Here is a 24,280-nt window from a genome sequence, read left to right on the forward strand (position 1 = left end):
ACATATTTAGATCAATATGCCGTTTCCAATAAAAAGGAATTTTTTCCACATTTGTCGAAGTATATAGCGTCAACTTGAAAGATGGGGATGAATTATGAAGAAATTGATTGTAATACGACATTGTTCAGCAACTGGACAAGAACGTGATGCCGAATTAACGATTGCAGGAAAAAATCAAGCAAACACTCTTGCTACATTCCTCTTAGAAAACCAACCACAAATAGATCATATTATTTCAAGCCCATTTGTGCGAGCTATCGATTCTATTCGGCCCTATGCGCTTCAAGCTAACTTGTCTATCCAAGAAGATGAACGATTAGCTGAACGCATATTAAGCGACGTTCCAATGGATGATTGGTTGCAAAAACTAGAATCTACTTTTACAAATATAGATATTGCCTTTTCAGGCGGAGAGTCTACAAAACAAGCGACGGATCGAGCTATATCACTTATCCAAGACGTTTTAAAGTTAAACCATACTACAACACTACTCGTTACACACGGCAACTTACTCACGCTCATTTTAAAGCACTTTGATCATACGATCGGCTTTATTGAATGGAGAGCTTTAACGAATCCTGATATTTACGAAATTACACTCGATAAACAATGTATCCTAAAACGATTATGGGGAGCACCGTCCAAGTAATATCTCTTTCCAACACATTCAGTTGACGCCACGAGAAGAAACTGTACTAACAATAGAAAGGGGTATCACTCCATATGTACGAAGATGTACTTGCTTTACTACATAAAACAAATGCTTCTTACGAAAAGTTTGAACACGAACCAGTACTCGATTATGAAACAGATCGTATCGTACGTGAAAGGCTTGGCTTACACGGCACTCCAAGTAAAAGCTTATTTTTAAAATCAAAGTCTGGAGATTATTACGTATTTTTCACGTTAGAGGGCACAAGGCTCAACCGAGGAGAGATGAAAGAAATAACTGGAGAAAGCTTATCTCTCTGTTCTCCTGATGAGCTAAGAGAAGAAACAGGCTGTACGCCAGGATGTGTAGCTCCTTTCGGTTATTCACAACATGTAACGATTATTGTGGATAGTGCTATTTATGCTTACGATAAAATTTTAATTACACCTGGTGTACCTGAATTTACAATTGAATTATCCACAGAGGAATTAAAGAAAATCTTATTAACATGCCCAAATACTGTTTTAGAATATAAACAAAAAGAGAGCTAATCATTAGCTCTCTTTTGTCATTATTTTGCTTCTGCTACTTTTTCTTTTGCAGAACGAACTTGCTCGTCCGCATGGTAAGAAGAACGTACAAGTGGGCCAGCTTCACAGTGACTAAATCCTTTACTAAGTGCAATTTCTTTAAGCTCTGCAAATTCTGCTGGTGGGTAATATTTAAGAACTGGTAAATGCTTCTTAGATGGTTGTAGGTATTGTCCAAGAGTTAAAATATCCACATTGTTTGCACGTAAGTCATCCATTGCTTCAATTAAATCTTCTCTCGTTTCACCTAAGCCCACCATAATGCTCGATTTAGTTGGAATATCAGGCTGCATTTCTTTCGCTCGACGTAAAAACTCTAATGAACGGTCATATTTTGCTCTAGCGCGAACTCGGTTAGATAATCGACGTACTGTTTCAATGTTATGGTTTAAAATATCTGGTTTTGCATCCATTAACATTTTTAAGTTTTCTTCTACTCCACCCATATCAGATGGTAATACTTCGATTGACGTAAATGGGTTTTTGCGACGAACAGCGCGTACTGTTTCAGCAAAAACAGCTGCTCCGCCGTCCTTTAAATCATCACGTGCAACCGCTGTTATAACAACGTGCTTTAAGCCCATTTGTACTACAGAATCTGCTACGCGTTCTGGCTCTTGTAAATCAAGCTCAGTTGGTAAGCCTGTTTTAACCGCACAAAAACGACAAGCACGTGTACAAACCGCACCTAAGATCATAAATGTTGCTGTTTTCCTTACAGCCCAGCATTCATGAATATTCGGACATTTCGCTTCTTCACAAACTGTATGAAGATTCTTAGAACGCATCATTTTCTTTAAGCCTGTATAGTTTTCATTCGTGTTTAACTTAATTTTCAACCATTCGGGCTTGCGCTTATATTCTGTTTGTTTTGTCATGGTTATCAACTCCGCACAATATGAAATAGTTTACCGTGTTCGCTTCTTTCAATGTAACATATCTATTCTAACGTATGAAAGCGATTTGCTCAAATGAAGATTCTAAGATTTTTTCCAATCGTTCCCTATAATGAAATACTCCGTATATCCCACACTAAAAAGAGTGATGTTGTGAAAGGAGTCTATTTCATGCTTCGAAAAATTTCTCTTTTGCTTTCGATTTGCTTTCTTCTCCACCAAAACATCGCTTACGGTGAAGATAATCAGCAAAGCATATACGAAAAGCGCATGGCACTATATAAAGAAACCGAGCAATCTTCAGGCATTCCGTGGTATTACTTAGCTGCAATGGATCAATATGAAAGAAATATACGGAGCGTAAGAAAAGATATTCCGAAAAAACCAGATGCCATCATTTCCCTTTATTTCAAACCAGAAATATGGGCTGGACCCGTTAATATTAACGACACTCTTCCCCATACAATTTCTCTATTTGGCGGGATGGGTTTAGATGGTGACAAAGATGGATTTGCAAATGCAAATAACGACCGTGATCTTTTGCATACAGCAGCAACGATTTTAAAGAAACAAGGACCGTCCGAAGACCGTATTCACATTATGCTTTGGGAATATTATAGACGTGCGAAAACAGTTGAATTAATTACCGAATACGCCCGTATTTATAAACATTATGGACGTATTAATTTAGAAGGAAATGCTTTCCCTCTCCCGATTCGTAGTGATCATAGCTACCGTAGTACTTTCGGTGCTGGAAGAAGTTTCGGGGGAAGGAGGGTTCATGAAGGAACCGATATTTTTGCAGGCTACGGCGTACCAGTAAGATCCACTTGCTATGGCATTATTGAAACAAAAGGCTGGAACCGTCTTGGCGGATGGCGCATCGGCATTCGTGACCTTCATAATAACTACCATTATTACGCTCATTTAGGCGGATTCTCAAAGGAAATACAGCTTGGACAAATTGTTGAGCCCGGAAAAGTAATCGGATTTGTCGGTAGCACCGGTTACGGCCCTCCCGGCACAGCTGGAAAATTCCCGCCCCACCTACATTTCGGCATGTATAAAGACAATGGTTATACAGAATGGGCTTTCGATCCATACATGCATTTAAGTCTTTGGGAGCGAAAAGAACGCGCGAATACAAAGCGATAACCGTAGCAATATGCTACGGTTATTTTTTAAATTCGGCTAACTATCCGTTTTCTTTTTATCAGGTACAACAACACTCCCGCTTCCATAATAAGTAGGTACTTCCCCTTGAACAATGCGCGTTGCAATCGGAACGTCTTGCTTCACTGTTATTTCTTTCGTATGAAATGGAATAATCACTTGCAACGTGACTTCCATCTCCATAATAATTTGAATCGCTGTCGTATTGATCCCGTGCGGTTCAATTTTTTGTTTAATATCCGTATTCACATGACCAATCGTCGTGAAATCGATTGGAATATCGGGACCTATATTTCCAAGAAGCGCATTATCCGTTACACGACCAAAAGGAACTGCCATCGTTGCTCCATTTTTTTCAGAAATACCTAGCCCCTTCAAATCACCTTGTTCTACTTGCTGTAAATATTTTTCTATGTATGTGGTCGTTGATGTTACGATTTCATTTACTTGCTTCGTATTTAAATTAATTGTGGATACTTTCCCGTTTTTATCATTTTGTACTTTCATTAATGAATCGACATCGAATCCTTCATTAATTCTATCTTTTACCGCCTTTGTCATAATCGCTGTCGCCATTTTATGCGTCTCTACTTCTCCATATTTAAGTAATGTTGGCTGAATGCTACTATTCACAATCCATAATCCTTGCACGAGTAATATAACAAAAAGAATAAACGACATAAGCAGTATGTACCGAAAGGAAATAGGCCCCCTTCGAAACCGCGAATTTTTCGAACGAAATATACTCATAAAAAAACCTCCTTCTTATATCATTTCTATGCAAGAAGGAGGGACGATATATGCTTATCTCATTTTTAATAATGCTTCTTTTCCAATTGTGCCTGCCGTAATACCTAAAGCTTCGGCTTCAATCGTTACTGATTCTAGCGGTGCTTCAAGAAGCTGTTCAATCGTTCTTACACCAACCGCACGGCCAGCAATAATTCCTCGATCCCCTAACTTCTCATTTAAAAGACCTACATCTAATGCACCGCACATAATATATCCTTTATCGCTCATTACAGCTAGCAAATTTGTCTTTGGAAGTTTGACGCTAACCGCAATAAACGTATAATTATCAATTATAATTGGCTCCACATTAACCATAGTTCACACCCCTCTCTTTCTTATCTGTATGACAAGAGAAAAATGAGTGTTACAAGTAACTAGCCTATAGTTTGACGGAAGATGTATGAGTTATCAACACGTCTGTTAACACATCTCTGAGTAACTCTGGCATATAATATTGTTTGTCAGAAAGTGTGGATAGCTCTGGGTATAAGTATCCGAACGTAAACATATCAATCGTTCCTACCGTATATATACGATCTAATTCCAGCGATTCCCCGTTAATCAATACATCTTCGAGTAAAATTTTATTCCCAGGAATCGTATCTGGAATGACCTCTACACCAGCATAAATCATTTTTCCCATCACTTTTCCGCGAAATCCGAATCCTTTTACCTCAAGGTTCTCCATATTCGGGCGACGTGCTTTCAAAATAACTTCTCGTAACGTTTTTCCTGGCACTTTTAATAAACATGGATTAATTGGATGTGGACAAATTCTGTGAATATCTCCGCGCGTCACAACACCTTCTTCTAATCCTTCAAGAAGTACACCAGCGTTCACCATGCCAATCTCTGCATCGCACCACGTTTTCAGCGCATTTGCTAACATGTGAGAAAATGATGTCTCATGAAACCAATCGATCGGTAATGATTCCTTTAAATGAACGACAGGCTCTGCCATAATATGTTTACTTTCTTCCTGCAGCATTTCAATTGTGGATAACGGTTTGCTATAAGCACCTAAACGTTCTGTTTTAATCGCCCTACCGTCCTTTTTCAATAACTTCTTCGTCTCTTTATCCACAGTAAGCTGAACGTGCCCAACGTAACGTCCCCACTTTTCACAACAACAAAGTAAAGTATTATTCATGAGAACTCCACGCTCAAATAAATGGTGCGTATGTGCACCTAAAATAACATCTATATCATAATGCTCTGCCATATACTCATCCATGCTTTTTCCAAGATGAGAAAGGACAACCGTAATATGAGCCTCATCTCGCACTTCTTCTAAAATAGACTCTAAATGGATAAGTGGATCTTCAATATGCCAATCGAGCATATGATAAAACTCTGGATAAGCTACCGTTAACCCGATAAAGGCAATCGTAACCCCATCTGTCGTTGTATGTAATTTATAAGGCTTTGCCCACTCCGGACGTACACCTTCTTTTTCAAATAAATTCGCAACGAGCACCTCAAATCCAGCATCATCATATAGACGATTCAAATGCTCCTTCGCTAACGTAATTCCTTCATTATTTCCGATTGTTACATAATCATATAACGCCTCATTCAAAAGCTTAGTATTGCCAAGTCCATTCGTCGCTTCCGAAATACTATGAAAACGATCCACATGATCGCCGATATCAACCGTCAAAACGGTCTCTCCCGCTTCCTGTCTTCGCTTTTTCTCCCCTTGTACAAACCGAGAAATTTGCGGCCAATTTTCAAAATGACTATGTATATCGTTTGTATGATAAAGGTGGATGATTGTTTCTTTATTTATATTCAGAGAAAAAACCTCCTCTCAGTTCCTTACTGCCATTTACGCTACACGTACGCAATAATCCTGTAAATACTTTTCGTCTTTTCTTGCTATTTTACATTGTACTCGCATTGTGAGAAAAAGCAAAAGATTGCCCTTTTTGATATGAAAACTTTTTCTATTGTTTGGAAGGATTCTAGATGGTTGGGTTGGGGTTCGGGGGATTTGTCAAAAAGTTTAACAGAGAGTTCGGTAGGTCGGGGGCGATTGGATTATCCAGTGGGTTTATCAATATCTTTGCCTTACTTCCAGTTGTTCTCTTTTCATATAAAATGTTGCGGGGTATATGAAGAATTTCTTTTGTCTTACTTTGTCGAATCGTCGATATATTCCGAGTTATGATCGATATATTTAAAAAATCGTTGATATATTTAACCGAACATCCACCCAGGTATCCCTACCTGGACTGAACTGAATAGACCCCAGCACAACATAAAAAAGCGCCCTGCATTGCAGGGCGCTTCCACTTTATCTATTAACCAATAGAACCTTCCATCTCAAACTTGATTAGGCGGTTCATTTCAACTGCGTATTCCATTGGAAGTTCACGTGTGAATGGCTCAATGAAGCCCATTACGATCATTTCTGTAGCTTCTTGCTCAGAAATACCGCGGCTCATTAGGTAGAATAATTGTTCTTCTGATACTTTCGATACTTTCGCTTCGTGTTCAAGTGAAACGTAATCGTTTTTGATTTCGTTGTAAGGAATTGTATCAGATGTAGATTGGTTATCCATGATTAACGTGTCACACTCGATGTTAGAGCGAGAGTTTTTCGCTTTTGGTCCGAATTGTACGATACCACGGTAAGTTACTTTACCACCATGCTTCGCAATCGATTTAGAAACGATTGTTGAAGACGTGTTTGGTGCTAAGTGAATCATTTTTGCACCAGCATCTTGGTGTTGGCCTTTACCAGCAATCGCGATAGATAATGTTAAACCACGAGCGCCTTCGCCTTTTAAGATAACTGCTGGGTATTTCATCGTTAATTTAGATCCGATGTTACCGTCAATCCATTCCATCGTTGCGTTTTCTTCACAAACCGCACGTTTTGTAACTAGGTTGTATACGTTGTTCGCCCAGTTTTGGATTGTTGTATAACGGCAATATGCATCTTTCTTAATGATGATTTCTACTACCGCACTGTGAAGTGAGTTAGTCGTGTAAACAGGTGCTGTACAACCTTCTACGTAGTGTACGTGTGCGCCTTCGTCTACGATGATAAGCGTACGCTCGAATTGTCCCATATTTTCAGAGTTAATACGGAAGTACGCTTGAAGTGGTGTATCCACTTTAATACCTTTTGGAACGTAGATGAATGATCCACCAGACCAAACTGCAGAGTTTAATGCAGAGAATTTGTTGTCTGTTGGTGGGATTACTTTTCCGAAATGCTCACGGAAAATATCTTCGTTCTCTTTTAATGCGCTATCTGTATCTTTGAAGACGATTCCTAGAGCTTCTAGGTCTTCTTTCATGTTGTGGTATACAACTTCAGATTCGTACTGTGCAGATACACCAGCTAAATATTTTTGCTCCGCTTCAGGAATACCTAATTTATCAAATGTCGCTTTAATTTCCTCAGGTACTTCATCCCAAGACTTCTCAGATTTCTCAGATGGTTTTACGTAGTACGTAATTTCATCGAAATCTAAGTCGTTTAAGTCGCCGCCCCATTGTGGCATTGGCATTTCATAGAACTTATCCAGTGATTTTAAACGGAAGTCTAACATCCACTGTGGTTCTTCTTTCATACGTGAAATCTCTTCAACGATTTCTTTTGTTAAACCGCGTCCAGCACGGAAAATCGAAACGTCTTTGTCTTTGAAACCATATTTATAATCGCCGATATCTGGCAGTTGCTTCGCCATGTTGGTGTGTCCCTCCTTAGATAACCTCGTTTTTAGGAACCTTTAACATTACTTATCTTCGTTTAAGCCCTTTTCTAACGCTTTCCACGCTAATGTTGCACATTTAATACGTGCAGGGAACTTGCATACGCCTTGTAATGCTTCAATATCTCCTAAATCAATGCTGTCATCGTACTCTTTTCCTAGCATCATGTCAGAGAAAATTTTAGAAAGCTGAAGTGCCTCTTCAATTTTCTTACCTTTTACTGCTTGTGTCATCATCGAAGCTGAAGACATTGAGATAGAACATCCTTCTCCTTCAAACTTCGCCTCTTGCACAATACCTTCTTCTACTTTCATCGTAAGTTGAATACGATCGCCGCAAGTTGGATTGTTCAAGTTAACAGTAACACTATCTTCTAACACGCCATTGTTACGAGGATTCTTATAATGATCCATAATAACTTGACGGTATAACGTATCTAAATTATTAAATGACATTTGTGAAATACTCCTTTGTCTTGATTAGCGATTCAACAAATGTATCAATTTCTTCTTTTGTATTATATAAATAGAAGCTCGCACGTGCTGTAGAAGAAGCTTTCAGCCACTTCATAAGCGGTTGTGCACAGTGGTGTCCTGCGCGAACCGCAATGCCTTCTACATCTAATACAGTTGCTACATCATGAGGATGTACGTCTTCAATATTAAATGTAACAAGACCAGCGCGATGCTTTGGACCATAAATTGTAACGCCATCTACTTCTGATAGTCTTTCTAAAGCATATTGCGCTAATTCATGTTCATGCTTTTCAATATTATGAAGACCGATTTCTTCTAGGAAATCAATTGCCGCACCAAGTCCGATTGCATTACCGATAATCGGTGTACCTGCTTCAAACTTCCACGGAAGCTCTTTCCAAGTAGATTCTTGTAAATCTACGAAATCAATCATTTCACCGCCAAATTCAATTGGCTCCATATTGTTCAGCAATTCTTTTTTACCATATAATACGCCGATACCTGTAGGTCCGCACATCTTATGAGCAGATAATGCGTAGAAATCACAGTTTAAATCTTGTACATCCACTTTCATATGAGGTGCACTTTGTGCTCCATCAACGATCATGATTGCACCGTTTTCGTGTGCGATTGCTCCGATTTCTTTTACAGGGTTAATCGTTCCAAGTACGTTTGATACTTGCATAATAGAAACGATTTTTGTATTCGGTGTAACTGTTTGACGAACATCTTCTAAAGAAATTGTACCGTCTGGTTGAAGCGGAAGGTATTTTAAAGTTGCACCAGTTTTCTTCGCAACTTGTTGCCACGGAATGATGTTACTATGGTGCTCCATGTAAGAAATAACGATTTCATCGCCTTCTTTTACATTTTCAAGACCATAGCTAGCCGCTACTGTATTTAATGCAGTTGTCGTTCCGCGCGTGAAAATAATCTCTTCCATTGATTTCGCGTTAATAAACTTGCGAACTTTCTCGCGTGCACCTTCATACGCGTCGGTAGCTTTCGTACCGAGCGTATGAACACCGCGATGCACGTTAGAATTATATTCTTTATAGTAACGTTCTAACGTTTCAATTACTTGAATTGGTTTTTGAGAAGTTGCTGCACTATCGAAATATACAAGTTGTTTGCCGTTCACTTTTTGATCAAGAATTGGAAACTGTTTGCGTATTTCATGAATATTCATTAGCGAACTTTCCTTTCAATTACCTCAACAAGCTGTGCTTTTACTCCTTCAATTGGAAGCTCATTTACTACAGGTGCTAAAAATCCATGGATGACTAAACGTTCTGCTTCGCGTTTTGGAATACCACGGCTCATCAAGTAGTATAATTGGTACGGATCTACGCGGCCTACTGAAGCTGCGTGACCTGCCATTACATCATCTTCGTCGATTAAAAGAATTGGGTTTGCATCACCGCGAGCTTTTTCATCTAACATAAGAACGCGAGAAGATTGTTGTGCATTTGATTTAGATGCACCGTGTTCAATCTTACCAATTCCGTTAAAGATAGATGTTGCACTATCTTTTTGTACACCGTGTTTTAAAATCCAACCTTCAGAGTGTTTACCGAAGTGAACAACTTTAGTTGTAAAGTTTTGCGTTTGGTTACCACGGCCAATTGTTACTGTTTTCGTATCAGCATATGAACCGTCGCCCATTAAGTTCGTAACGTTCTCTGAAATTGTGTTTCCGTCATTCATAAGGCCTAGAGCCCAATCAATGCGGCCGTCGCGTCCAACTACACCGCGGCGGTTAACGTAAGTTGTTACATCTTTTGCTAATAGATCAACCGCACCGAACTTCACTTGTGCGCCTTGTTCCACGATTACTTCTGCTACGATATTTGCAATACCTTTAGCATTTTCATTTGCAACGTAGTTTTCTACATAAGTTGCAGTACTGTTCGCATCAGCCACGAATAGTACGTGGTTATATACGTTAGCTTCTTCGCCGTCTACTAAGAATACAGCTTGAAGTGGAGTTTCAAGAACAACGTTTTTCGGAACATATACAAATGCACCGCCGTTGATTAATGCAGCATGAAGTGCAGTTAAACGATGCTCGTCTACCTTCACGCCGTCTTTCATTAAATACTTTTGTAATAATTCAGCATGCTCTGTTGCAGCTGTTACGATGTCTGTAAAAATAACACCTTTTTCTTTTGCTTCGTCTGCTAAAGAAACGAATGCAGTTGTACCAGTACGTTGTACTAATACGCTGTTATTTTCATCGATTAAGTTTTTCACTGCTTCTGGAAGCTCTGTTAAAGAACTTACAGGCTCTTGCTTAGCAGCGTCGCCTTTTCCGATAAAGTCCCATTTTTCAATTTTCGTTTTATCAGGCGTTGGCATTGGAAGTTCAGTTGCTTGTGCAAGAGCTTGTAAGCGGAACTCAGTCAACCAAGCAGCTTCGTTTACTTCGCTTGCGCGCTGACGGATTGTTTCTTGATCGAAAGGTAATGTACCGATTGTCATGTTTATGCTCCTCTCTTACGCTTCTTGCTCTGCTGTTTCGTCTTCAATACCTAATTCTTTTTTAATCCAGTCGTAACCTTCAGCTTCTAGACGTTGTGCAAGCTCAGGGCCACCAGATTTAACGATACGACCGTTCATCATAACGTGAACGAAGTCTGGAGTGATGTAGTTTAATAAACGTTGGTAATGCGTAATCATTAGGCAACCGAAATCTTCGCCGCGCATTTGGTTAATACCTTTAGATACAACTTTTAATGCATCGATATCAAGACCTGAGTCGATTTCATCTAAGATTGCGATTTTTGGCTCAATCATCATTAATTGAAGAATTTCGTTACGTTTTTTCTCTCCACCAGAGAAACCTTCGTTTAAGTAACGTTGTGCCATTTCTGGATCCATTTCTAGGAATTCCATGTTTTTATCTAATGTACGGATAAATTTCATAAGAGAAATTTCATCGCCCTCTTCACGACGTGCATTAATTGCAGAACGTAAGAAGTCAGCGTTTGTTACTCCGCTAATTTCACTTGGATATTGCATTGCTAGGAATAGACCTGCTTGTGCGCGCTCGTCTACTTCCATTTCTAATACATCTTCACCGTCGATGATGATGCTACCTTCTGTTACTTCATACTTTGGGTGACCCATAATCGCAGAAGATAAAGTTGATTTACCTGTTCCGTTAGGTCCCATAATTGCGTGGATTTCTCCACCTTTTACTTCAAGGTTTACACCTTTTAAAATTTCTTTGCCATCAATTGATACGTGTAAGTCTTTAACCGTTAATGTAGAACCAGCCATCTCAATACCTCCATTAATCCTATATATACATTTTAAAAATTCCTAAAACGTTCATATTCTCATTTTATTCTCATTCTAATCTTATATCAAATAAAATGATATCGCAAACGACGAAAAAAAGTAACAATTTTTTCACAAATGTATATAAGTATTTCCCTTGCATCCTTATATGATACACCTTTCTTCTTATTTATATAAAGAAAAAAGGACTGGGAATTTTCCAGTCCTTTCCTTGTGTTTATTCACTTACCGAAAGTACAGCACCTTTATATTCTTTATTAATAAAGTCTTGGATTTCTTTTGAATGCAGTACTTCTACTAATTCTTTAATTTCTTTTTTCTTCTCGTCACCTTTACGAACTGCAATAATATTTGCGTACGGAGAGTCTGATCCTTCAATCGCAATTGCATCCTTTGTTGGATTTAACTTCGCATCAATTGCATAGTTTGAATTAATGAATAAAGCATCACCTTCATTATTTTCATACAGCTTTGGTGACAATCCAGGCTCTACATCTGTTTTAAACTTTAAGTTTTTCGGATTTTCTACAACATCTTTTACTGTTGCTTTAACAACATCTACACCGTCTTTTAATTTAATAACGCCGCCTTTTTGTAACAATGCGAGCATACGGCCACGCTCCGCTACGTTGTTACTCATAATAACTGTTCCGCCATCTGGAAGTTCTTTTAAACTTTTATATTTCTTAGAATAAATGCCCATTGGCTCTAAATGGATTTTTCCTGCGTTTACAATTTTATATCCCTTTTCTTGAATTTCTTTATCTAAGTAAGGAATGTGCTGGAAGTAGTTTGCATCAATTTCCTTATCCGCTAATGCTTTATTCGGCAGAACATAATCTTGGAATTTTTTAATTTCTAATTTAATACCCTTTTTCTCTAATATCGGCTGTGCCTTTTCTAAAATAACGGCGTGCGGCACGTTAGAAGCTCCTACAACAAGCTTATTCTCATCTTTCCCTCCGCAAGCAGCTAATGTAAATACAGACAGCGCTGTAACAACTGACAGTAGAATCTTTTTCATATGATGTCCCCTTCTCCCTTATAGTTATGTAGTTATAAAAAAGGGCCGGCATACACCAGCCCTTTTCAGCAATTATTCTTTTACAGGAACAACCGCTCCTTTATATTCTTTAGTAATAAAGTCTTCGATTTCTTTAGAATGCAATACTTCTACAAGCTCTTTAATCGCTTTTTTATCTTTATCACCTTTACGAACCACTAATACGTTTGCGTATGGAGAATCATCACCTTCAATTGCCATTGCATCTTTTTCTGGGTTTAATTTCGCATCAATTGCATAGTTCGAGTTAATTAAAACAGCGTCGCCTTCTTTATTGTTATACACTTGTGGTAATAAACCAGGCTCAATATCCGTTTTGAACTTTAAGTTTTTCGGATTATCTGCAATATCTTTTTGAGTTGCACTAACTGGATCTACTCCGTCTTTAATTTTTAAAATGCCTTCTTTTTGTAAAATCGCTAAACCACGTCCATGGTCAGTAACGGAATTACTCATAATAATTGTCGCCCCGTCTGGAAGTTCTTTTAAGCTCTTATATTTTTGAGAATATACACCGATTGGCTCTAAATGAATTTTCCCTGCTATTTCAAAATCATATTTTTTATCTTTCATTTCTTTTTCTAAATACGGAATGTGCTGGAAGTAGTTTGCATCTAAATCCTTATCCGCTAACGATTTATTTGGTAACACGTAATCTTGGAACTTTTTCACTTCTAATTCAATTCCTTTTTTCTCAAGTAACGGTTTCGCCTTTTCTAAAATTTCAGCGTGCGGTACGTTAGAAGCACCAACAACAAGTTTCTTTTCATCTTTATCTTTCCCGCCACAAGCAGCTAACCCAAAAATTGAAGTTGAAATAAGTGCTGTAAGTAATAATTTTTTCATTTGAAATATCCTCCCATTTTTTATTATCGTTTATCTATTCGAGTCGTTAAACTATCACCAATCCACTGAATGAAAAATACAACTAATAATACACAAATTGTCGCAACGATTGTTACATCGTTATTTCCTCGTTGGAATCCTTCTAAATAAGCAAGCGTTCCAAGGCCACCAGCACCAACAACTCCCGCCATTGCTGTATAGCCTACTAAAGCAATTGTCGTAACCGTGATACCAGATACTAATGCTGGTAACGATTCTGGAATTAACACTTTCAAAATAATTGTGCTTGTTTTTGCTCCCATTGCTTTCGAAGCTTCAATTACACCTTTATCAATTTCACGAAGCGCAATTTCAACCATTCTTGCGTAAAATGGTGCCGCTCCAATAATTAAAGCTGGAAGTGCTGCACTCGCTCCAAGAATTGTTCCAAGCAGAATCTTTGTGAATGGGATTAATAAAATGATTAAAATGATGAACGGTATCGAGCGGAAAATGTTTACGAACGCTCCAATCCCCGTGTTAACCGCTTTGTTTTCCCATAAATTATCTTTCGCTGTCATAAAGAGTAACAATCCTAAAATTAGTCCTAATACAAATGTGGCAAGAGCTGCGATTGCCGTCATATATAACGTTTCACCAGTTGCTTCTAACATTTGATTCCAATCAACATTTGCAATTAACTTATCCATGTGCAATCACCTCCAGCTCTACTTGATCTTGATGTATTCCCTCTATTGCTTGCTGAATCGCTGTTTCCTCACCATTTAAATGAACAACTAAACTACCGTAAGAGCCGTTATTCGTTTGTGCGATGTTTCCTTGCAAAATGCTAACTTCTATATCACTGCGTTGCATTAATCTTTGAAGTACTGGTCTTTCTACAGCTTCACCGATAAACTGCAAACGAATTACTTTACCATCTGGATACTTTTCAATTAAACTTTCAATCGTTTCATTTGTATCTTCAGAATCCGTTAACTGCTGTACAAATCGCTTTGTAATGTCTTTCTGCGGATTGCGGAATACATCAAGTACTGGACCCGTTTCTACAATCTTTCCTTTCTCCATTACCGCCACTCGATTACAAATCTTTCGAATCACGTGCATCTCGTGTGTAATGAGTACAATTGTTAAACCGAGACGCTTATTAATATCTAATAATAAATCTAAAATTTGATCTGTCGTTTCTGGATCAAGAGCTGATGTCGCTTCATCACATAAAAGCACTTGTGGGTTGTTAGCTAATGCTCTTGCAATACCAACGCGTTGCTTTTGTCCTCCGCTTAGCTGAGATGGATACGCGTCTCCTCTTCCTTCTAATCCAACAAGATGAATTAACTCATCTACGCGTTTTCTTCTCTTCGCCTTATCGACACCTGCAATTTCAAGTGGGAACTCGATATTTTCGCGTACAGTTCGTGACCAAAGTAAGTTGAAGTGCTGAAAAATCATTCCGATTTCTTGCCTTGCCTTACGAAGTTCACTCCCTGTAATTGCTGAAATCACACGATTTGCAATTGTAATTTGGCCAGAAGTTGGTTTCTCTAACTGATTGAATAATCTAATTAACGAACTTTTCCCAGCGCCACTATATCCGATAACACCAAAGATTTCACCTTTGTCTATTTTTAAATTGGCATTATCTACAGCAGTGACATCACCGCTTTTTGCTTTATATATTTTCTTTACATTTTCTAACAAGATCATGATGTTCACCCCTTTTTTTGTTCTAGCCGCTGAAGCTAGATTTTTGGTCGACTCCGCAATTTTTTATTTTTAATGCGTGTAGTCCACCGTTATCACTACTTTTATTATTTGAATGTCCTCCACATTCAAACAACAAAAAAACCTTTCCGCTTTTAGAGAAGCAGAAAGGTTTATATGCGTATATAACAACATTATCCCTCTCTCTCATCTCTCAAAGCATTTGCTTTGCAGGAATTGGCACCATTTCAACATAAGTTGACGGTTGCCGGGCTTCACAGGGCACAGTCCCTCCACCTCTCTTGATAAGAGAAATCAGATTACATTTTCGTCTGATTTGTAATTTATGAAATTGTCTATATTTTATGAATTGAATTGTATCAATATCCATACGCCATGTCAACAGAAATTTTCGTAAAAAAAGAAACTTCAGACTTTTAAGCACCCACTGACATCGGCTTACATATATGAAACATCGATTCAACTAATAGCATCGTTCGATACGTGCCCGAATATTGTACACGTCCATCGTTCATTAACATTTGCAATCGTACATTTCCGTTCACCAATTGTTTTACATCTTCCTCATCTACACAAACGATTTGCTCCGTTCCTCGTTCCTCATGTAGCAGCTCTATATAATCTCTTGAAATTTGTAACGAACAACTTTCATCTCCAAAGCGGAAATTAACAGTTCTTTCTCCTTGTCTTAAAAGCGGCTCTAAATGATATTGACCATTAGCGTAATTTACAAATGATTGCAGCAAAGAATATAATTTCACCCTAAATCACATCCTTCATATCACTTTCTATTACACATACCATTCCCTCTCACTAAAGAGCAATCCTGTTACTTTCGCTCGACAAATACTGTAGCCACCCTGCATCTCGACATATTTCCCGAGAAATATGTCGAGGCGGCAAAAACTTTGCCGCCTACTTTAATTCCGTATATAAATATTCAACCGAATGAAATGCATATATCTTCTTCATGAGTGTCCCATTTTCAAAAACAAGTAAACACGGTACACTTTCTATCCCATACTCTTTCGCTAAATGCGGGGCATAATTTAAATCTAACATTCCAATTTTCAAATCTTCAATTGTCATCTCAACGACCGTTAACATCTTCTTTGCCAATTGGCATGTTCCACACATTGGTGTATACACATATAACACTGTTTTTTCTTCATTTCCTATTAGGGCTGTAGCTTCGGCACCTGTCCAATCAATCACTTCTATCATTCCTTACCGTAAATATTCTGTATAAACGTCAATGTCAGCTCCCCATAATACATTTGCTAAGTGTGAAGATGGCGCAGTTGCCACTTCTCGGTACGAGCGATCAATATAAATATGCTCTGCTTGCGGAAATTCTTTTCGAAACTGTTTCCTTAACTTTTCTCCAGCATCATCAGCATCCACTAGTACATACACTTCCTTATCAAAAAACTGATCAATGAGCTCATCCATTTTCGATAAACCAATTGTACCATTTGTACAAACAATTTCCACCGGTTCACGAATAATAGATTCAATCTTTCTTCTATCTGATTTACCTTCTACAATAATGACTTTTTCCACATAAATCATATGTCATCACCCGATCACCATATACTATACAACCTTTAACTTAGTATATAGTATATTCGTTATTTTCATGTTGTTTCCTGTTTATTTTTGCAAAAGAAAAGCGCAAGCGGCTCGTTCAGATTACGAAGCCACATGAAACCTTACCGAAAAACGTTCATTCCCATAATAGCTTATTCATTTACACTCGATTTTAAATGTATTATGTAACACAAAATAAAAAAGGACAGCACAAAGGCTGTCCTTTAGTCGACTATAATTAGTCTTGGTTTGTCATTTCTGCATATTTTTCTGCAGTTAATAACTTCTCAACTTGGCTTGCATCAGAAAGTTCAACTTTAACCATCCATGCACCCTCGTATGGAGATTCGTTAACTAGTTCTGGTTGGTCACTTAATTCTTCGTTTACTGCTACAACTTTACCACTTACAGGTGCGTATAATTCAGAAACTGTTTTAACAGATTCTACGCTTCCGAATGGCTCGTCAGCTTCGATTGTTGCACCTACTTCAGGAAGTTCAACGAATACGATATCGCCTAACTCACCTTGCGCAAAATGAGTAATACCGATAACAACCGCATTACCTTCTGTTTTTACCCATTCGTGTTCTTCAGAGTAACGTAAATTATTTGGAATGCTCATGACTGTACCTCCAGTGAATGTATTAATTATGTAAAAATACCTTATTGGTACTTTTTCCACACACTTTCAAACTGCTCTTCGTTAAAACCAAGTGTTACACTCGTTCCATCTGTTACAATTGGACGTTTAATTAACATGCCATCAGATGCTAAAAGCTCATACATTTCGTCTTCGCTTGCATCCTTTAACTTATCTTTTAAACCAAGTTCGCGGTAACGCATTCCACTTGTATTAAAGAATTTTTTTAATGGTAATTCACTTTTCTCATGTAAATTACGTAAATCTTCTTTTGACGGTGGATTTTCAACAATATGAATCATCTCATATGCTACATCGTTTGCCTCAAACCATTTCTTTGCTTTTTGACATGTGCCACACTTTGGATATGAATAAAATGTTACTGTCATAAATTCACCTACTTTTTTACTAACCTTTACCTTTATCATATAGAAAACGTTTTATTATTTCAAACGATTATTCGCTAAACTTTTACTTATTTCGTGATAATTTTTAATAATCCTGCAAATTTTTCTTATTTTTCCGCCATTTATTAAGAAAAAATAAATATATAATTTTTTTAAATTTTTTTCTCATCCCACGCCGAACATATATCTTAAACAAACGTTTGATTAACTCCCTATTTTTCTTTGTTAACCCTTGAATTGCATCGGTTTCTTTCTACCGAACATACACCTTAAACAAACGTTTGATTAATTTCCTACTTTTCTTTGTTAACCTTTGAGTTGCATCGGTTTCTTTCTACCGAACATACATCTTAAACAAACGTTTATTTAACCATTTCAGCCTATAATCACAGAACCCGGAAACACTTTAAGTGACAAAGGCGTACAGATAAAAGGAACTAACGATTTTGGCCGTAATAGTGAGAGTATTCCATGATGTTGAAGAAATTACTGCAAAGAAAAAAGACGCATTTAAATGGATGCGTCTTTTGGAGATGTTTCTTTTGTGAAATCATATAAAGCAATTGCGCCTAAAATAACCAATATACTTTCAGGGGCATCTAACAAAATAGTTCTCCAAGTTTCTGAGACTACCCATTTAATACCTGCCGCTGATTCGAGATATGCTTGAAAATAACTGATTGTAAAATCAATTACACATAAACATACAAGTAATGTTAGACCAAATCGAATTAATTTCTTGTTTTTAAACATATAACACCTCTCAAAATTCATTGGATATTTCTGATTTTAGTTCGTTATATACAAAAATCCCTATATTTAATTTTAACATAGAAAATATCCAAATAAATACAATATGTACATTTGCATATTTCATGAATATTGAGGAACTACTTTTAATAAAAAAGCCCTACTAGTGTAGGACAAAATAGCTTTAGCAATCCCAACAAGTAATCGCATAAATAACAGAATCAGTTGAACCACCATATAGACAATCCCAGCTCTTGAAATAAGGGAAAATCCCTGTTCCTGGCCACCGACCATAATGAATAACCCGCCGCATAACGCTACAACGGATGCAATAGCACCGACAGGTAAGAAATTACTGCAAAGAAAAAGCCATGTATACACATGACTTTCATAGCATAATCACTTCTATATTCAATACAAATTAAAGTGAATTATATTTCTTTACTTTTAAAGGAATAGATATTACATATAAATCTATAGCATAAGTAATAATCAAAATCCCTTTTCCTTCATCAGCAAATTTTGCTTGCAGAAACTTTTCTGAAACTTTCCTTTTTCTCCATCTCTTTGGAAGGTATTCGAATCCTAAGAACATAATAATAGCCCGATACTCATTAACTTAACTACTTTTCTTTTTTCCATGATATTTCAAATTCTCCACCATGTTCTTCTGTTATAATTTTAACTTTATATGTATCATCTTTAGACACTTTAATATTATTTTTACTGTTTCCACTATTAACTTCCAGTATTGTATTATCATTTGAATCTAAAACATAAGCCTTTATGGTTCCTTGCTTCGTTTTATCATCAAAGATAAATATCCAGCTTTCACCTTTTTTTACATCCATATCTTGAGTTGCAAAACCTGTGAAACTTTTATACTTTCCATCTATACTATTTGAACCTCCATGAACCTTACCACCAACAATCGTTCCCTCTCTTGTAAAACAACCACTAAGAACTACCAAACATAGAACAAATAATAATGTATTTTTAATAGTTTTCAACATCATTCCCCCCTTATCCTCACAATACATATCCTCTTATTTACATTTTTTCTTTCATAAAGAAAAATGGATCTTTGTCCCCGTAAATAACGTAATGAATGTTGACAATCCCCTTGTTAGAGTACCATATTAAAAATAAAAAGGAGTAATAAGCAATGGATATTAAAATAGTGGATATATCAGAAAAATTATTAGATGGATATAAAGTTTTAGTTCAAGTAGATAGCAATCCATTTATCGCTGAGTGTGATGGGGATAAGCCAGAAAAAAACGAAAACTATAATGTAGAAATACATATAGATGATGAATTTATATGGAATACAAATATAACCTTTTCAGATAAAAATGCAAATGCAATAATTCAGAATAGTAAAGGCTTTAAAGTAATTGCTAAGCTAGATTATAACAGTGAGGATAACTTAGCAACACTAAATATCTACGATAGTATCATACTAATTGATTTAGAAGGAATTGAGCAAGATATAACAAATGAATGGGTAGAAATGCAGTGCACTTCAATTAAGATATTTAATACTAATTTTTAACAGAAATCCATTACATAACTATGGCATAGTCGTTATGATGTAGTGAGGTATAGAAAGAGTAAGCGAGTATATAAATAAACATGTTTATATGCATATGAATATCCTACTGCAATTCCTGCTCAAGCAGACGCCACTAACCATACCTTAGCCACTCATAACCGCAAGTCCAGTCTCAACAGGAACGCTTATTGGCCATAATGAAGCTAAAGCTGCTTGCATACTTGCCCACAAACCAATACCAATCGCAAGGGGGGAGATGTGGAACTAACATTATCATCCCTTGATAAAACGAGCTAATACTCGATGCGCTTTATTAAATTTTATAATTAAATCTGCAATAGCTGATATAAAATTATAAATCGGTATCATTACAGCCGCGAATGCATCTGGCATACGTTGTAAAGCTTGCGTGAGCTTCTCAATCACATTGTTATATGCTTCTACATAAAAAAATAAGAAGCCTCGTTTACAGGCTCCTTCATCATCTATTCAAATAATCTGCAATTGTTTGAAATACTACGATATACATATTATGAATACTTTCTTCTGTATTTCCACCATTCGATAAACCAACTGCCCATTGTTGTCCTTCACCACTTCCGATATTTGCAAAACCTTGCGTATACATAGCATTTACATCTTTTCGTGCACTGTTATACTCTATCCCTTTTGTAATAAAAGTTGAATATGATTTATCTTGTAAACCAATAAAAAACACTGGTTTCTTTAGCGATGAAAATACATCTTTATACTGCTCTGTTGAGGCTTCTTGAAAGTGATCTTTCATTATTAGAAAACCATCCACTTCCTTAGATTTCTTTTCCAATTCCTCTAACTTCACATTTTCAAACTTTATATTTCTAAACGTATCTTTCGGCTTTTCTCCAATAACTCCAATTACGAGTGCTCTCCCGTTATATTCTAATTTCTCTCCTTCTTTATCCTTTGCACACCCAGCACTCACTAGGCATATCAATATAAAAAATAAGAAATACGATAAACGCTTCATTTAGCACCCTCCCCTTCTTTTAAGTCAAGTGACGAAAACGTAAGGTTAATTCAAGAAAATGTAAGTAAAATCGATAGCTCAAATGACATTTCTATATTATAATCAATTGAATTTACTTACATTACTAAACATAGGAGATTATCATGAAGAAATTTAAACTTTCATCTTTTCTTCCGTTAAGTTATATACTTCTACTCGTACTCGTAAGTCCCCTTTACGATGTATTAAATAAATCTACTGTACACGCAGTAGATGTCACAACTGTAGTAGATGATTGGATTCCATTTGTGAAAGCATTTATTATTCCTTATTTACTTTGGTTTCCTTACTTATACGGCGCACTTATTTATTATTGCTTTGCAGATCGAAAACAATATTATGTCACTTTAAGTAGTATAATTTTTGGAAAACTTGCTTGTTTTTCTATTTATTATTTTTGGCAAACAACTGTACCACGTCCAACAGTCGTTGGATCAGACGTATTTTCCGAACTAGTCCGCTATATTTATAGTATCGATCAGCCGGTAAACTGTTTCCCTAGCATTCACGTTCTTACTACCTTTGTGATTATGCTAGCTGCCTTTAAACGTAGAGAACAACATGCTTTTGAATATTATATTCTTACCTTCTTCGGTACGCTTATTATTTTATCAACGCTATTTACGAAGCAACACGCATTTGTAGACGCCATTTCTGGAATGACGCTTGCAAGCATACTTTACTTCGGCGTTCAGCTTTTATTAGCAAAAGAAACTGTACGTGTTCCAGTAAAACAAAATCACAAAATGTAAAAAGCAGACTGTGGCTTCCAGTCTGCTTTTCTCTATATAAAATTTAAGATTGCGGTACAGTCATATCACCAGAATGAATACGACCTGCTTTTTTAAGAGCAATGTAAAGTATATAAGAAACAGCTACTGGAATGATGATATAAGTGATTACCATCGCTGGGACAACTTCCCATCCTTCGCTAGAAATTAAATTAATTGGTGCGATAAGAGAACTTAATCCAAGACCTGCAATTTCTTTTCCTGCTTCCAGTTGGAAAATTAATGCAGATACTGGACCAACTATAGCACTGGCGACGACAGTTGGGACGAGAATCATTGGATTTTTAGTGATATTTGGCAACTGTACTTTCGGAGTACAAAGCGCTTGAGCTAATATACCGCCTAAATTATTTTCTTTCGCTGAGATTACAGAGAATCCGATAAACTGAGCAACGCAGCCTGCAAGAGCAGCACCACCTGCAACACCGTCTAAGCTAAGTGCGATCGCTAACGCAGCTGATGAAGCTGGAGAGATAAGTAATAGTCCCCAAACGACTGCAATAACAATAGAAGCGATGAACGGGCTACCAGCTGAACTATCTTTAATGAATGCTCCAACTGTATTTAACACAGGAGTAATATTATGAGATAACCATATACCGACTAAACCAGAACCTAATATTGCTGCAAATGGAACGAGCATCATATCTAACGCAGTTTTTCCGCTTAAACGTTTACCAATATATACAGCTAAAGTTGCTGTTAATAATGCACCGATTGGTTCACCTGTTTTAATGATTAGACCCGCTTCAGTAATGGAAATGGATCCGGCACCAATCGCTCCAGCTACCATAGCCGAGAAAATTACAAGACCATTTGCACCGAGCATAAAGGCAATTCCGGCACCAATGGCTGGTGCCATAAGTGATTTTGCAACAACCCCGATTGTAATAAGCATTGGAATATCAACAATTCTTCCTATATTTTCGATTAGTAAACCAATTCCAAGGGATACGAAAATACCTTGTGCGATTCCAGCTGATGCTTTAAATACACGAGACATTATATATTCCTTCATTTGTTTCACCTTCTCCTATAAGTTAGTAACCAATTGTTTTCATATAATCACGTAAAATATCGTTTGATTTTGCGAATCGAGATTCTTCATCCTCTGTTAAATTTAGTTCTACAATTTCTTTCATACCATCTCTAGTAATAATAGCTGGCACTCCTGTACAAATATCATATTCACCATACTCACCATCTAAAATGGCTGATACAGCAATTACACGGTGATCATCATTAAAGATTGAGCTCGCAATATACGCTAGAGAATTTCCGATTCCGTAATAAGTAGTACCTTTTCGTTTATAAATTTCCCATCCAGCTTTTGCAGTCTTCTCAACAATTTCATCTAAATCTATTTCACCAAATTGGTCTTTTTTCTCTTCTAAAATTTGTAGAATCGGCTTTCCACCAACCGCTACGTGAGACCAAGCAACCATTTGAGAATCACCATGTTCTCCTAGAGAATACCCATGAATACTACGAGGATCTACATGTAACATTTCAGATAAAATTGTTCTTAAGCGAGAAGAATCTAATGATGTACCAGTACCGATCACACGATTTCTAGGTAATCCAGATAATTTCCACACTTGATATGTAATAATATCAACTGGGTTCGATGCAAGTAAGAAAATACCATCAAATCCACTTTCCATTACGCCTCCAACAATACTTTCCATAATCTTCGCACTCGCTCCTAAAGTATCTAAGCGACTTTGTCCAGGTTTTGGTGCTGGTCCTGCTGTAATAATAACGATGTCCATATCTTTGCAGTCTTCATAGCTTCCTGCATATACTTTTGTTCTTGTATTTGTAAAATTAATGCAGTGTGATAAATCCATCGCTTCCCCAACTGCACGTTCATGATTTATATCAATTAATAATAGTTCTTCGCAAATGCCTTGATTTACAATGGAATATGCACAACTTGATCCAACTAATCCAGTACCGATAATTGCAATTTTTCTTGTATTTCTTTTCATAGCAATCTCTCCTAATTGATCATATAATCTATTTCTTTTGTTCTTTACACTCCTCATTATATAGATTCCCACGATATAAACCATGGATACTTTGTGAATCATTGAGCAAACTTTTTGTCTTTTTTGCGAATTGTTATATTCCATTTTCGTCATATTTGTTACAACTGGAAAAATATTTATTATATATTTATTGACATATATAAAGTGAAACCTTAATCACCCTTCACCAATTGTACTTTTACGGGACAAAACAAAAAAACGAGCGA

General features: G+C 36.9%; 29 protein-coding genes, 1 pseudogene and 1 riboswitch. Of the genes and pseudogenes, 5 read left to right on the top strand and 25 right to left on the bottom strand.

The genetic code is table 11. The annotated features are described in order from the left end of the window. Window positions 1-94 precede the first annotated feature (94 nt). Window positions 95-649: a histidine phosphatase family protein gene (locus DN393_RS18015; protein ID WP_064469505.1), complete on the top strand. Its 555-nt coding sequence runs from the start codon at window positions 95-97 to the stop codon at window positions 647-649. 74 nt (window positions 650-723) lie between these two features. Further along, window positions 724-1,203 carry a YbaK/EbsC family protein gene (locus tag DN393_RS18020; protein ID WP_000272726.1) on the top strand — a complete coding sequence of 160 codons (480 nt, stop codon included), beginning with the start codon at window positions 724-726 and terminating at the stop codon, window positions 1,201-1,203. Between the two features lie 20 nt (window positions 1,204-1,223). Here the strand turns inward: DN393_RS18020 and lipA are convergent, their stop codons facing one another. Next, a complete protein-coding gene (gene lipA, locus DN393_RS18025) occupies window positions 1,224-2,120 on the bottom strand; it encodes a lipoyl synthase (protein WP_000166376.1) in 897 nt (298 codons plus the stop codon). Between the two features lie 189 nt (window positions 2,121-2,309). Here lipA and DN393_RS18030 point away from each other — a divergent pair, with 189 nt between their 5' ends. Then, window positions 2,310-3,293, top strand: a complete 984-nt coding sequence (locus DN393_RS18030) for a M23 family metallopeptidase (protein ID WP_000944679.1) — start codon at window positions 2,310-2,312, stop codon at window positions 3,291-3,293. A gap of 36 nt (window positions 3,294-3,329) precedes the next feature. Here the strand turns inward: DN393_RS18030 and yunB are convergent, their stop codons facing one another. From yunB to DN393_RS18135, 20 genes and pseudogenes are all read right to left on the bottom strand, one after another. Continuing rightward, a complete protein-coding gene (gene yunB / locus DN393_RS18035; RefSeq protein ID WP_064476285.1) occupies window positions 3,330-4,061 on the bottom strand; it encodes a sporulation protein YunB in 732 nt (243 codons plus the stop codon). Between the two features lie 54 nt (window positions 4,062-4,115). Next, entirely contained in the window at window positions 4,116-4,418 is a 303-nt protein-coding gene (locus tag DN393_RS18040) for a YunC family protein (RefSeq protein WP_000248463.1), read from the bottom strand. A gap of 64 nt (window positions 4,419-4,482) precedes the next feature. Continuing rightward, the gene (locus DN393_RS18045) at window positions 4,483-5,898 is read right to left on the bottom strand and encodes a bifunctional metallophosphatase/5'-nucleotidase (RefSeq protein ID WP_370458096.1); all 1,416 of its coding nucleotides are present in this window, start codon (window positions 5,896-5,898) and stop codon (window positions 4,483-4,485) included. A gap of 508 nt (window positions 5,899-6,406) precedes the next feature. Continuing rightward, on the bottom strand, window positions 6,407-7,804 hold the full coding sequence (gene sufB / locus DN393_RS18050) for a Fe-S cluster assembly protein SufB (RefSeq protein WP_001118829.1): 1,398 nt from the start codon (window positions 7,802-7,804) through the stop codon (window positions 6,407-6,409). Window positions 7,805-7,852: 48 nt separating this feature from the next. Then, window positions 7,853-8,284: a Fe-S cluster assembly sulfur transfer protein SufU gene (gene sufU / locus DN393_RS18055; RefSeq protein ID WP_000009525.1), complete on the bottom strand. Its 432-nt coding sequence runs from the start codon at window positions 8,282-8,284 to the stop codon at window positions 7,853-7,855. Beyond that, window positions 8,274-9,494 (bottom strand): cysteine desulfurase SufS, encoded by a 1,221-nt coding sequence (gene sufS, locus DN393_RS18060; RefSeq protein ID WP_001020765.1) that lies wholly within the window; start codon window positions 9,492-9,494, stop codon window positions 8,274-8,276. The genes sufU and sufS overlap by 11 nt, the downstream gene beginning before the upstream one ends. Beyond that, the gene (sufD, locus tag DN393_RS18065) at window positions 9,494-10,786 is read right to left on the bottom strand and encodes a Fe-S cluster assembly protein SufD (protein WP_000152177.1); all 1,293 of its coding nucleotides are present in this window, start codon (window positions 10,784-10,786) and stop codon (window positions 9,494-9,496) included. Before sufD ends, sufS begins: the two co-directional genes overlap by 1 nt. Before the next feature lie 15 nt (window positions 10,787-10,801). Beyond that, the gene (gene sufC, locus DN393_RS18070; RefSeq protein WP_000929161.1) at window positions 10,802-11,587 is read right to left on the bottom strand and encodes a Fe-S cluster assembly ATPase SufC; all 786 of its coding nucleotides are present in this window, start codon (window positions 11,585-11,587) and stop codon (window positions 10,802-10,804) included. A 238-nt stretch (window positions 11,588-11,825) separates the two neighbouring features. Beyond that, on the bottom strand, window positions 11,826-12,632 hold the full coding sequence (gene metQ, locus DN393_RS18075; RefSeq protein WP_088046858.1) for a methionine ABC transporter substrate-binding lipoprotein MetQ: 807 nt from the start codon (window positions 12,630-12,632) through the stop codon (window positions 11,826-11,828). Window positions 12,633-12,704: 72 nt separating this feature from the next. Further along, a complete protein-coding gene (metQ, locus tag DN393_RS18080) occupies window positions 12,705-13,517 on the bottom strand; it encodes a methionine ABC transporter substrate-binding lipoprotein MetQ (protein WP_088046857.1) in 813 nt (270 codons plus the stop codon). 23 nt (window positions 13,518-13,540) lie between these two features. Next, entirely contained in the window at window positions 13,541-14,206 is a 666-nt protein-coding gene (locus DN393_RS18085; RefSeq protein ID WP_000359328.1) for a methionine ABC transporter permease, read from the bottom strand. Beyond that, window positions 14,199-15,224 (bottom strand): methionine ABC transporter ATP-binding protein, encoded by a 1,026-nt coding sequence (locus tag DN393_RS18090; RefSeq protein ID WP_000601755.1) that lies wholly within the window; start codon window positions 15,222-15,224, stop codon window positions 14,199-14,201. Before DN393_RS18090 ends, DN393_RS18085 begins: the two co-directional genes overlap by 8 nt. Window positions 15,225-15,425: 201 nt before the next feature. Beyond that, window positions 15,426-15,533: riboswitch (SAM riboswitch) on the bottom strand. A gap of 125 nt (window positions 15,534-15,658) precedes the next feature. Then, on the bottom strand, window positions 15,659-16,003 hold the full coding sequence (locus tag DN393_RS18095; protein ID WP_064476281.1) for a hypothetical protein: 345 nt from the start codon (window positions 16,001-16,003) through the stop codon (window positions 15,659-15,661). A gap of 154 nt (window positions 16,004-16,157) precedes the next feature. After that, on the bottom strand, window positions 16,158-16,466 hold the full coding sequence (locus DN393_RS18100) for a thioredoxin family protein (RefSeq protein ID WP_081257354.1): 309 nt from the start codon (window positions 16,464-16,466) through the stop codon (window positions 16,158-16,160). A gap of 3 nt (window positions 16,467-16,469) precedes the next feature. Next, complete coding sequence (locus DN393_RS18105) at window positions 16,470-16,814, bottom strand: toprim domain-containing protein (RefSeq protein ID WP_000640866.1); 345 nt, start codon at window positions 16,812-16,814, stop codon at window positions 16,470-16,472. Window positions 16,815-17,070: 256 nt separating this feature from the next. Further along, on the bottom strand, window positions 17,071-17,454 hold the full coding sequence (gcvH, locus tag DN393_RS18110) for a glycine cleavage system protein GcvH (RefSeq protein WP_088046856.1): 384 nt from the start codon (window positions 17,452-17,454) through the stop codon (window positions 17,071-17,073). Between the two features lie 41 nt (window positions 17,455-17,495). Next, on the bottom strand, window positions 17,496-17,861 hold the full coding sequence (locus DN393_RS18115) for an arsenate reductase family protein (protein WP_002129756.1): 366 nt from the start codon (window positions 17,859-17,861) through the stop codon (window positions 17,496-17,498). 528 nt (window positions 17,862-18,389) lie between these two features. After that, window positions 18,390-18,632, bottom strand: coding sequence for a DUF3937 family protein (locus DN393_RS18120; protein ID WP_141525236.1), 243 nt, complete (start codon window positions 18,630-18,632; stop codon window positions 18,390-18,392). Between the two features lie 120 nt (window positions 18,633-18,752). Further along, window positions 18,753-18,962, bottom strand: a pseudogene (locus tag DN393_RS18130) (hypothetical protein); the annotation flags it as partial. A 290-nt stretch (window positions 18,963-19,252) separates the two neighbouring features. Then, window positions 19,253-19,642, bottom strand: a complete 390-nt coding sequence (locus DN393_RS18135; protein ID WP_141530027.1) for a hypothetical protein — start codon at window positions 19,640-19,642, stop codon at window positions 19,253-19,255. Between the two features lie 152 nt (window positions 19,643-19,794). Here DN393_RS18135 and DN393_RS18140 point away from each other — a divergent pair, with 152 nt between their 5' ends. Next, window positions 19,795-20,184 (top strand): hypothetical protein, encoded by a 390-nt coding sequence (locus tag DN393_RS18140; protein ID WP_088046852.1) that lies wholly within the window; start codon window positions 19,795-19,797, stop codon window positions 20,182-20,184. Window positions 20,185-20,457: 273 nt separating this feature from the next. On the opposite strand, the gene DN393_RS18145 is transcribed toward DN393_RS18140, so the two are convergent. After that, complete coding sequence (locus tag DN393_RS18145) at window positions 20,458-20,610, bottom strand: hypothetical protein (RefSeq protein WP_002034624.1); 153 nt, start codon at window positions 20,608-20,610, stop codon at window positions 20,458-20,460. A 55-nt stretch (window positions 20,611-20,665) separates the two neighbouring features. Next, window positions 20,666-21,193 carry a hypothetical protein gene (locus DN393_RS18150; RefSeq protein ID WP_064476276.1) on the bottom strand — a complete coding sequence of 176 codons (528 nt, stop codon included), beginning with the start codon at window positions 21,191-21,193 and terminating at the stop codon, window positions 20,666-20,668. Window positions 21,194-21,336: 143 nt separating this feature from the next. On the opposite strand from DN393_RS18150, the gene DN393_RS18155 reads away from it, so the two are divergent. Continuing rightward, window positions 21,337-21,984, top strand: coding sequence for a phosphatase PAP2 family protein (locus tag DN393_RS18155; RefSeq protein ID WP_064476275.1), 648 nt, complete (start codon window positions 21,337-21,339; stop codon window positions 21,982-21,984). A 43-nt stretch (window positions 21,985-22,027) separates the two neighbouring features. On the opposite strand, the gene DN393_RS18160 is transcribed toward DN393_RS18155, so the two are convergent. Both DN393_RS18160 and DN393_RS18165 read right to left on the bottom strand, forming a co-directional pair. Further along, window positions 22,028-23,041, bottom strand: a complete 1,014-nt coding sequence (locus tag DN393_RS18160; protein WP_064476274.1) for a PTS sugar transporter subunit IIC — start codon at window positions 23,039-23,041, stop codon at window positions 22,028-22,030. Window positions 23,042-23,063: 22 nt separating this feature from the next. After that, entirely contained in the window at window positions 23,064-24,014 is a 951-nt protein-coding gene (locus DN393_RS18165; protein ID WP_064476273.1) for an L-lactate dehydrogenase, read from the bottom strand. Window positions 24,015-24,280 lie beyond the last annotated feature (266 nt).

The sequence above is a fragment of the Bacillus sp. BPN334 genome, assembly GCF_008368885.1.
GTDB classification, from domain to species: domain Bacteria; phylum Bacillota; class Bacilli; order Bacillales; family Bacillaceae_G; genus Bacillus_A; species Bacillus_A wiedmannii.